The following is a 10,198-nucleotide window of genomic DNA, read 5'->3' on the forward strand; positions in this document are numbered from 1 at the left end:
CTTCAGACACATCAAGATCTTGCTGCAAATATTCATAACCACAAAAATATTGCCAATAAATATTTTCCTTTAGCTCTTCCTCCGTAAACGAATCAGAACCGTTGTACATAGCTTGAAGCATTGATAGTGCTAGCATTACTCTATGATCTTTCTTATTTCTACCAAATTGCTTGATTTCAATGTTAGGCAATGCTCTGGCTTCAAGTTCAGACCAATTTACTAAATCCCTTAGTTTATATAACTTGTTTTTAGGATTTAGTTTTGTAGATAATTTCTCTTCAAATAACCTTTCTTGTTTTTGGAGAAAAGTAATATTTTCTATAGGCATAATTTTAAAATCCGTAAGCTTTATGCGGTAATTATACCATTTTCTTATGGATTTTGTAAGCTGTTTATGACATGAAACCCCTTGTTAATTCAGGCGGGGAGAGTTTTGACGGAGGGACTAACTATGGATAATAGATCAGGGATTTGTTAGGCAACATAGTTGTTATATTTTAAAGTCATCAGAGCAAACACCAGTCACCCAGGGCTTGTAAGTCATCTTGAATTTATGGGGCTTCGCATGCCTTATCCAGGATTCGAGACAGAAGAAGATCCTGAATCAAGAGGTATGGCCGGCGATCATGTTAAATCTAAGTTCAGCAGACAGTGCGTGTGGTAAAGCAGCATTTACAAAACTATATGCTTTCCATAGTTTAGGTTAGTTAAAACTAGTTAGCAGTTTTAATTGTTCGTATTGTAAACTATTAGTTGTTTTAAGTTGAATTAGCATAAATTTCTTTTTATCTTTTGTCTTTTAAAACGCTATTCATACCCAAAATGGATTTGCATTTGGAGTATTCACAGCGATATTTAAAAGACGAAATCTTTCCTATAAATATATGCTAATTCAATTCAAACGACATAGCATTGTTGTAATTCAGTTTGAACACTTGGCGTGCTAAGATGGTTGTTAGTAAAAGACAATTGTTGCCTAAAATGATATTAAAGATGCAATTTATCTTAATTTCACTGTCTTCCTGTGTTAGAAAGGATCTGATACCATTTGCTAATTCCAGATAGCAAGTTGAATGATAAATTTATATAAATGCTAGGCTCTATTATACCATATGTTCAGAAAATTTTTCCTTCTAGTACTAAGTTTGTTTTTGCTAATTGCTTGCAATGAAGCTAAGGAAGCAGAAACTCCTGCCAAAGATCAGATAGAAAATTATAGTAAAAAACTTGAAGATTGTAAGGATGATGCTACAAAAAAAACTGAAGAGGAAAAAGCAAAACAACAAGCTGAAAAAGTTGAAGTTGAAAAGCCAAAACATGTAAGGGGATATGACGTTGAGCCTGATGATATGGTTTTAGGAAATCGTAATTCGAAAATCGTTGTTGTTGAATACTTTTCGCCTACATGTCCTCACTGTGTGACATATCACAAAAGAATACTTCCGGAACTTAAAGCAAAATATATTGATACTGGTAAGGTGGCTTACGTTATAAGAGAATTTATAGGTAATAAGCAGGATTTAGATGCGACAGTTCTTGCACGCTGCGATGGTGGTTTAGAAAGCTATCTTAATTTTATAAAGGTTATTTTAGAACAACAGGATAATTGGGCATTTGGCAAAAACTATCGTGAAGTTCTAACAAATATTGGGACTCTTGGAGGGATAGGACCTGAAAAATATGCAAAATGTTTAAATGATGAAGCAAAGATTGAAATTTTGATAGAAAATACTAAGCTTATAGCAAGGGAACCAAAATTTGTAGGAACTCCGAGTTTTTTTATAAACGGTAAGCAATTTACTAAGCCTTATACGTTTGAAGAACTATCGCAAGCAATAGAAAATGTAGTGATTTCTAATGAGTAATAAAAAGTATGAAGAAATTGAAAGAGAAATAGATAAGCTGAAGGCTGAAAAAAATAAAAGCTCAGTCTTAAGTGGTGGAAGTGCTGCATTCAATATAGCAGTAGAATTGGTGTCAGGAGTTATAGTTGGAGTAATAATTGGTTTGTTTTTTGACAATTTGTTTGATTCCAAGCCAGCCTTCCTTATAATCTGTTTAATACTCGCGACAATTGCAGTTTTTAGGTCAATTTGGAATAAATACATTAAAAATAATGGCGCATAGTCCACTAGATCAGTTTAGAGTTAAAGAAATAGTCAATCTGCAGATTTTTGGCTACGACACAAGCATTACTAACTCTTCCCTGTTTATGCTAGTTGTTGGCGTGTTTATAGTGTTTTACTTTATGCTAGCATTTCGAGGCAAAGGACTTGTTCCATCTAGATTTCAGCTTAGTGGTGAATTAGTTTACGGAATGATTACAGGCATGTTGGATCAGAATGTTGGTGCAAAAGGCAAGAAATTTGTGCCACTGATTTTTACTTTATTCATGTTTATACTTACTTGTAATGTGTTCGGTATGATTCCTTATGGATTTACTGTTACTAGCCACATTTCCATTACTTTTGCTTTAGCCATGATGGTATTTTTGCTAGTTACGTTGTTTGGAATATATTTGCATGGATTTCATTTTTTCTCTCTATTTTTGCCAGCTGGTACTCCTTGGTGGCTTGCTCCTCTCATGGTTGTAATAGAATTATTTGCATATTTGGCTAGGCCAGTTAGCCTATCACTTCGATTGGCAGCTAATATGGTTGCAGGCCATGTGTTACTTAAGGTTATGGCTGGATTTGTAGTTTCAATGGCCATTTATTTAAAGATTCTACCTATACCTTTTATAGTGGTTTTAATAGGTTTTGAGTTATTCGTTGCAGCGTTACAGGCTTATATTTTTACAATATTATCCTGTGTTTATCTCAACGATGCGTTAAACCTGCATTAGTCAATTTTTGTAGGTGGTTTTGGTTCAAGTAATACCAAATCCTATTTTAAGTTGGATGAATGAATTTTCAGAATAAGTGTTTGTACAAAGTAGAGATTATACATTAGCACATCACTTTCCTGCAAAATCTGTTTGAATTATTTAATAATGGGAAATAGTATAAGTTTGAAGCTGGGGATTTTGGAAAGCTGATGACTACTTGATTTAGTTCAATAATAATTTTAGGAGAAGAAAATGGATGCAATGGCTTTAAAATATATTGGTGCAGGTCTTATGGCTTTTGGTATGCTGGGAGCAGCTTTAGGTGTAGGTAATATCTTTGGTTCCTTGCTTAATTCAATTGCACGTAATCCATCTGCGGCTGATCAATTGCAGAGAATGGCTCTTATTGGTGCAGGTCTTGCTGAAGCGATGGGTTTATTCTCGTTTGTTATTGCGATGCTTTTAATCTTTACTTGATACCAAGTCTCAGATTAAATCAGGCTAATTGTAGTAAAAAATAGTGTTTTGACAAGAACTTGTCATGAAGAGTATAAAGCCTAAGCGAGAGAAAAAGTAACTTGATTCAGGATCTCAGGCAGCAGAAAAAGCTCCTGAATCAAGTTCAGGATAACTTTTTACAAGGATAACAAGCTGTGATGCCAAATAAATCCATAATTTCTTATCCATAGATCAGATTAAGTATCAGATTAAATAAGAAAATTTAGGATAAATAATAATATTAAAAGGACAAGATTATGCCACAGTTTGATGTATCTTCTTTTAGTTCCCAGCTATTTTGGCTGGTTATTGTTTTTGGATTTCTTTATTTTCTTATAAGTAAGTTCATAGCTCCAAAGGCTGAGACTATTTTAATGCAAAGAAATAGTTTTTTAGAAGAAAACATCAATCATGCAGAAGAATATAGTAAAAAAGCTAAGTCGATAGAAAATTTGCGTGAAAATAAACTTGATGAGGTTAATTTACATGTTGAAGAGCTTAATAAACAGGCATTTGAACTAATGGACTTGCGCTTTTTACATCAAACAAAGGAACTATCTCTTGTTCTTGATAAGAAAAAAGAAAAGGCTCTTGCCGAAATAAAAGCTTATGTCGATACATTTCATCTAAATGAGCCAGTATCGTGTATCAAATTAGCGGCTTTTATAATTCAGAAAGTTACAAATAAGGATGCTGATATAGACTTACTTAAGAAGATTCATGAGAAAACAAAATGATGCATTTTTTCGACGAAAGCTTTGTGGTTGCAGTTTGTTTCGTAATATTCATATATTTAGCTTATAGGCCTGTTAAAAAAGCAATAATAGCATCTCTTGATGCCAGAATAGAAGAAATAAAACAAAAACTTGCTCAGGCTGAGAAACTTAAAGCAGATGCGAAGAGCTTGCTGGATAAAGTAGAGAAAGAACTTGGCGATTTTGAAGTAAGAAAAAAAGATATACTAGAGAGTGCACAAAATAGTATTGAGCGTCTTGTAGAAACAAGGAACAAAGAGCTAAGTTTGTTATTAGCGCGTAAAAAAGACTCGGCTATAAAAGCCATAGACAATGAAAGAGAAAAAGCGAGTGATATACTCAGATTTGAGTTTACCGAAACCGTTTTAAAGTTGGTCAAGACCTACCTTACTCAAACTAAAAACAATGATGTTTCTGACCAGGAAATAATTGAACGTTTTTTAAAGAAATAGTTTATTTATATGGCAAATCACATTGGATTATCTTATCCCAATAACCCAAACGCAGGTTAATTAACCTGGCTTGATTTAAGAAGTAAATATTTCTGGTAAAAATTAGGACTAAAGTCTGTCAAGCATGACGATTTAGGCTCGGATTACAACATCAACCAAATGCCGTAATCATCCTGGTACTCGATCTCGTATCTCATCCGTTTCCTGAGACGCATGGTCAAGCCCGGTATGACAGCCCTATGTTGTCTAGATCCTAGATTATCATCGTTTCTTACATCAACTCTAAGTTAATTATCAAACCTTATTATTCCGGAAGGGTAATATTTTTTTCTTATTCGTAAGATTTATAAACTCTAAAATCACATTTTAGCAAGTAATGTTAATATTTTAGATATATTAAATAAGAAATATAAATATATCTACTTACCTTACAGTTTTGATGCCACAATATTTATATTTTCACATAGCTTTATAATCAACTCTTGATTACAAGTTTGACATATAACTATAAGTTAATAGAATCCTAGTTTTAAAACTAGTTACTAATTAAGTTATAACATATGCATGCGGTGATTTTAGCAGGCGGCGCTGGTAGTCGTTTATGGCCCGTATCAACTAGGCAAAAGCCTAAGCCATTTATAAAGGTAAATAATGAGAGTTTTATCCAAAAGGCTTTCATAAGAGCTATTGAAATCGAGTCAGTGAGTAATATAATTACAGTTACTACTTCAGATTGTGTATCGGCGGTAAAAGAGCAGTATGACGAGGTTAATACTATTACTAGTAATAGTATTAGGAAAGAATTAATAATTGAGCCTTCTGGCAGAGATACAGCGGCTGCAATAGCCGCCGCCGTGGTTCATGTTCTCCATAATTATGGGCCTGATGAGGTAATATTGATATTACCATCTGATCATATTATTTTGGATTCAGTTGCGTTTTCAAATGCAGTACTACAGGCACAAAGCTTAGCAAAACAAGGGAAAATAGTAACTTTTGGTATCAAGCCTTTCTATCCTGAGACTAATTATGGTTATATTGAATATATTAATAATGAAGCTATACGCTTTATTGAGAAACCTTCATTTGCTCTTGCCGTAGGCTATCTAAAATCAGAAAAATTTCTTTGGAATTCTGGTATTTTGTGCTGTACTGCAAAAACAATTATAAAGGAGCTGGAAACCCATTGCTTTGATATGCTATCAAGGGTTATTCAGACTATTCATACATCAATATCTTCTACCAATTCGGGTTATTATCGAGAATTACTTTTAAGTTCGCTTATTTGGGAGACAATTCCAGAAATTTCAATTGATTATGCGCTTCTAGAAAAATCTAGCCAAATAGCAGTTGTTGCTTGTGATATAGGATGGAGTGATATTGGGAATTGGGAATCCATGAGTATGCTAAAGCCTAAGGATAAGGATGGTAATAGAGTAAAGGGTAATGTCAAACTCTATGATAGCATTAATTGCTATGTTGAGAGTGGTAGTAATAAAACAATTGCTGTAGTTGGTGTCAAGAATCTAGCAATAATTGAATCAGAAAATGGTTTTTTAGTAATAAATAAGAAGAAAGTATCTAGTGCTAAAGAAATATTTGCTGATTTACAGGAAAAATCGAAATTACTGGAACTAGCATAAAAATTACCTTTTTTCTCCAAGACTAAAGCTGCTATAGTAATTTTAACAAAATTAGTATGGACTTTTTTATAATATGAATAAATTACTTTGTTTCAAAGCTTATGATATAAGGGGAAAGGTCCCATATGAATTGGATGAGGAGCTTGCGTATAAGATTGGTTTGGCATACTCTGCTATTATTAATCCCGGAAAAGTAGTTGTTGGCTATGATGTGAGGCTAGAGAGCTTATCGCTTACCAAGGCTCTAATAAGCGGGTTAATTGATTCTGGATCGAGTGTAATTAATATTGGTCTGTGTGGTACCGAGGAGGTATATTTTCACACCTTCAGTAATGAAAATAGTGGTGTTGGAGGTGGAATAATGGTTACCGCATCTCATAATCCAAAGGGTTACAATGGGATGAAGATGGTAAGTCGTGGTAGCAGACCTATTTCGCTATCTGATGGTTTAAAAGATATTCATGACTATATCCTTAATTCACCTAATCCCACTTTTAGTGGATCAAAGGGATCAGAGTTATTAAAGGAAGATAAAACTTCTTATATTTCTCACCTTACTGAATATGTTGATATAAAAAAACTCAAGCCATTAAAAATTGTTGTTAATCCAGGTAATGGGCCCGCTGGAATTGTTATTAAACTGCTAGAGAAATTTTTGCCATTTGAATTTGTTTATATTAACGAGCAGCCGGATGGTAATTTTCCAAATGGTGTGCCAAATCCGATGATTCCAGAAAACCGCTTAGCTACTTCAGAGGCGGTAATATATAATAAAGCCGATTTTGGAATTGCGTGGGATGGAGATTTTGATCGGTGTTTTTTATTTGATGAAAATGGTGAGTTCATTGAAGGTTATTATATTGTTGGGCTGCTGGCAGAAAATTTTCTTAAGAAATACCCTAATCAGAAAATAATACATGACCCTAGGTTAACATGGAATACTATTGATATAGTAAAAGAACATGGTGGGGTGCCGCTGCAATGCAAATCCGGGCATAGTTTTATTAAGGAGAAAATGCGCCAAGAGAATGCGATTTATGGTGGCGAGATGAGTGCGCATCATTATTTCAGACAATTTGCCTATTGTGACAGTGGAATGTTACCATGGCTACTGGTTTCTGAGCTTATAAGTAAAACTGGCGATAATCTTTCTGTCCTAGTAGGAAATAGGATTAGTAAGTTTCCTTGTAGTGGTGAAATAAACTATAAGGTTGAAAATACAGTAGAAATAATTAAAAGGTTGGAAGACCATTTTGCAGCTAAAAATCCTCGTATTGACCGGATGGATGGTATTAGCTTAGAATTTACTGATTGGCGTTTTAATTTACGAGAATCAAACACTGAGCCGCTAATCAGGTTAAATTTGGAAGTTAAAGGTGAAGAGGAATCAATCTCAGAACGTATTGCTGAGATTGAAGCAGTAATCAATTCTTATTCATCAGGATCAGAATAATATTCTGTAAATAATAAATCACCAATTAGATTAGTGCTTTGAACAGACTCACAACCATTTGCATCGCATATAAAGATTTGATCATTAGTTTTATCAGTATTTTGTTGTTGAAGCTGATCCTCAGGTTGAAATTGCAGTTGATCCTTAACCAAGTTCTTTAGTACCTCTGCGTTGCTTCTAGCTTCTTGGCTTTGTTTTGTTCTAGCCATAAATTTAAATTACCTACAAATATATTAAGAGCATCTGCAATTAAATTGCAGATGCTCTTATATACTTTCATTATAAAAGCATCAAGCCTAAAAATACTCCTTGAGAATTTATTCTCTTATACAAATGATTTTATCTAATTTCTACACTACCATCATTATCCCCTTGCCCTTGCTCATATTCCCCGGAAATTCCGGTACGATATACGCTATCTTCGTGTAAATCAATTTCTCTAAAAACTGATCCTGGTTGATCATCAAATTCTTGCTCTAACTCTTGTCTAGTTGTTAAGGTTTTATCTTTGTCTCCAGATCTATCCTTGTCTTCTTCTCTTTCTTCGCCAGTATAAGCCTTATCTTTATCTCTTCCCCCACAACATGACGTTCCGAAAAGCCAGTCCCAAAATGATTTTTTCTTGGACATAAAGATCCTCCTTATACTAAATTAATATCACAACCCACTAAATAATACGATAAACCCATATAATTAAAAAATACTTAACAAATTAATTTTGTTTTTTTAGAAAAGAGAAAACTTAAATTATTAAATTTTTGTAGAAATTGTCATTTCCGTTTTGCGTTAAGGATGCTAGAATAGCGAGATGAGCACAAATGGTAATATAAATATGGTGAAAGCGCCTATAGTCTGGGTTCTAGTGGATAATAGGATTGGTAATGCCAACCAAGCAATTGAGCTCGCCGAAACAATTGGCAAGCAATATGAAATAAAAAATATTGAATATAATAGCTTTGGATCTTTGCCAAGCTATTTCCTTAGTATGTTTCCAATTCATATTAAAAAGTCAGTGCTCTCAAATTTGAAGAAAGAACCATTGCCCGATGTAGTTATTTCTGCCGGTAGGAGAACGGCAGCACTTGCGCTATATTTAAAGAAATTGTCTAATGACAAAATAAAAATTATCCAAATAATGCGACCTAATATTAAGCCAAAGGAATTTGACTTAATTATTCTTCCTCAGCATGATAGTTTTAACTATACATTACCAAACATAGTGAGGGTAATTGGTGCACTTACAAATGTGCAAGAGAAAATCCAAAAATCACAAAGTGATTTTGACACTAAATATCCTGAAATTAAAAATTATATTGCAGTGATAATAGGTGGTTCAACAAAAGGTTATAAACTGACGACGGATAATGCTGAGCTTCTTTCCAAAGCATTGATAAATATTTCACAAGACCATTCCTTACAATTGTTTATTACCTTTAGCAGAAGAACTCCACCATTGGTGAAAAGCCACTTTACAAAGAAGTTTGTTTGGCCAAATGTTATTTATGACCCGCTTAGTGGAGAATCAAATCCATATCCAGCGGTTCTTGGTAGAGCAGAATATATCATATCTACAACCGACTCTATTTCGATGTGTAGTGAAGCTGTGAGTACAGGGAAGCCAGTTTATGTGTTTTGTCCACCAAGTTTTAAATTAAGGAAACACAATTATTTTATCCAACAATTAGTGGATCTTGGCTTAGCAAAGAGGTTAGATCTGTCTGTAAATAATTTAGAAAAATATGATTATGAGCCTCTTGCTGAAATTTCAAAAGTTGCGGAAATAATAAACAAGAAAATACTTTAAGATCCAGTTTGGGATAAAAATATATTTTTACAGCAGAAAAGGGGATAAAATGACATATATTTCATTATTCTAAACTGATATTTTAGATAATTAGTTTTAGTTCTACTTGTATTTTTTCTTGGTTTATGTATCATAATAGTAGGGTTTTCTATGTAACTCTTAATACTTACTGCCAGAGACTATAGGTTTTATTCAATATACTTGATTAATGAATAAAAGCTCCTTATTTCCTGCAGGAGTTAAAGATAAGCGGACAATAACTCTTGATTAATGCTGCTAAAATTAGCAGAGATAACTAAAAACTTAAGGAGTCAAAATGGCAAACGGAAAAGTAAAGTGGTTCAACCCAGATAAAGGTTACGGTTTTATTCAACCAGATGATGGTAATAAAGATGTATTTGTGCACATAAGCGCTTTAGAGCGTGCTGGCATATCTACACTTAATGATGGTCAGAAAGTTAGTTATGAACTGGAAGATCAAAAAGGTAAAACTTCTGCTGTTAAAATAGAGCTTATTAACTAAAGTTCTTAAGATACGAGTAAAAGTTACTTATACGAAAAGCCCTTGATTTATCAGGGGTTTTTTTTTATGAATGAGTAGGAAATTTTAAAAATATTCCAAATGTAATTGACAATACTAAGATAATGATGGGAAAACCCCACATTAATCGGTGTACTAAGCCTTGAGCCTTTCCATCTATTTGTGTAAATTCGATTATAGGCACTTAAATTCTCCCTTCGAATTTGATCATAAAATGAGCCATAG

At 33.5% G+C, this 10,198-nt stretch carries 13 protein-coding genes; 10 read left to right on the forward strand and 3 right to left on the reverse strand.

The genetic code is table 11. From position 1 onward, the window contains the following. On the reverse strand, positions 1–328 hold a 328-nt coding region (locus tag Megvenef_RS04675; RefSeq protein WP_322776028.1), incomplete at its 3' end, for a transposase. Positions 329–1,112: 784 nt separating this feature from the next. Between Megvenef_RS04675 and Megvenef_RS04680 the strand changes: the two genes are divergently transcribed. The 8 genes from Megvenef_RS04680 (at position 1,113) to Megvenef_RS04715 (ending at position 7,628) form a co-directional block, all read left to right on the forward strand. Next, a complete protein-coding gene (locus Megvenef_RS04680) occupies positions 1,113–1,865 on the forward strand; it encodes a thioredoxin domain-containing protein (RefSeq protein WP_322776824.1) in 753 nt (250 codons plus the stop codon). After that, a complete protein-coding gene (locus tag Megvenef_RS04685) occupies positions 1,858–2,127 on the forward strand; it encodes an AtpZ/AtpI family protein (RefSeq protein ID WP_322776825.1) in 270 nt (89 codons plus the stop codon). Before Megvenef_RS04680 ends, Megvenef_RS04685 begins: the two co-directional genes overlap by 8 nt. Further along, positions 2,117–2,845, forward strand: a complete 729-nt coding sequence (locus tag Megvenef_RS04690; RefSeq protein ID WP_322776826.1) for a F0F1 ATP synthase subunit A — start codon at positions 2,117–2,119, stop codon at positions 2,843–2,845. The genes Megvenef_RS04685 and Megvenef_RS04690 overlap by 11 nt, the downstream gene beginning before the upstream one ends. 234 nt (positions 2,846–3,079) lie before the next feature. After that, the gene (locus Megvenef_RS04695; RefSeq protein ID WP_322776827.1) at positions 3,080–3,304 is read left to right on the forward strand and encodes a F0F1 ATP synthase subunit C; all 225 of its coding nucleotides are present in this window, start codon (positions 3,080–3,082) and stop codon (positions 3,302–3,304) included. 278 nt (positions 3,305–3,582) lie between these two features. After that, positions 3,583–4,062 (forward strand): F0F1 ATP synthase subunit B family protein, encoded by a 480-nt coding sequence (locus tag Megvenef_RS04700; protein ID WP_322776828.1) that lies wholly within the window; start codon positions 3,583–3,585, stop codon positions 4,060–4,062. Further along, a complete protein-coding gene (locus Megvenef_RS04705) occupies positions 4,059–4,532 on the forward strand; it encodes a F0F1 ATP synthase subunit B family protein (RefSeq protein ID WP_322776829.1) in 474 nt (157 codons plus the stop codon). Before Megvenef_RS04700 ends, Megvenef_RS04705 begins: the two co-directional genes overlap by 4 nt. A 560-nt stretch (positions 4,533–5,092) precedes the next feature. Continuing rightward, positions 5,093–6,175 carry a mannose-1-phosphate guanylyltransferase gene (locus tag Megvenef_RS04710; RefSeq protein WP_322776830.1) on the forward strand — a complete coding sequence of 361 codons (1,083 nt, stop codon included), beginning with the start codon at positions 5,093–5,095 and terminating at the stop codon, positions 6,173–6,175. Between the two features lie 73 nt (positions 6,176–6,248). Beyond that, positions 6,249–7,628, forward strand: coding sequence for a phosphohexomutase domain-containing protein (locus Megvenef_RS04715; protein ID WP_322776831.1), 1,380 nt, complete (start codon positions 6,249–6,251; stop codon positions 7,626–7,628). Here Megvenef_RS04715 and Megvenef_RS04720 read toward each other — a convergent pair. After that, entirely contained in the window at positions 7,607–7,837 is a 231-nt protein-coding gene (locus Megvenef_RS04720; RefSeq protein ID WP_322776832.1) for a hypothetical protein, read from the reverse strand. The two genes, Megvenef_RS04715 and Megvenef_RS04720, sit on opposite strands and share 22 nt — an antisense overlap. A gap of 130 nt (positions 7,838–7,967) precedes the next feature. Beyond that, a complete protein-coding gene (locus tag Megvenef_RS04725) occupies positions 7,968–8,258 on the reverse strand; it encodes a hypothetical protein (protein ID WP_322776833.1) in 291 nt (96 codons plus the stop codon). A gap of 232 nt (positions 8,259–8,490) precedes the next feature. On the opposite strand from Megvenef_RS04725, the gene Megvenef_RS04730 reads away from it, so the two are divergent. Beyond that, positions 8,491–9,432: a mitochondrial fission ELM1 family protein gene (locus Megvenef_RS04730; protein ID WP_322776834.1), complete on the forward strand. Its 942-nt coding sequence runs from the start codon at positions 8,491–8,493 to the stop codon at positions 9,430–9,432. A 316-nt stretch (positions 9,433–9,748) separates the two neighbouring features. After that, positions 9,749–9,955, forward strand: coding sequence for a cold-shock protein (locus Megvenef_RS04735; protein WP_322776835.1), 207 nt, complete (start codon positions 9,749–9,751; stop codon positions 9,953–9,955). Positions 9,956–10,198 lie beyond the last annotated feature (243 nt).

This window comes from Candidatus Megaera venefica, assembly GCF_034554655.1.
In the GTDB taxonomy this organism is placed as follows: Bacteria; Pseudomonadota; Alphaproteobacteria; order Rickettsiales; family Rickettsiaceae; genus Megaera_A; species Megaera_A venefica.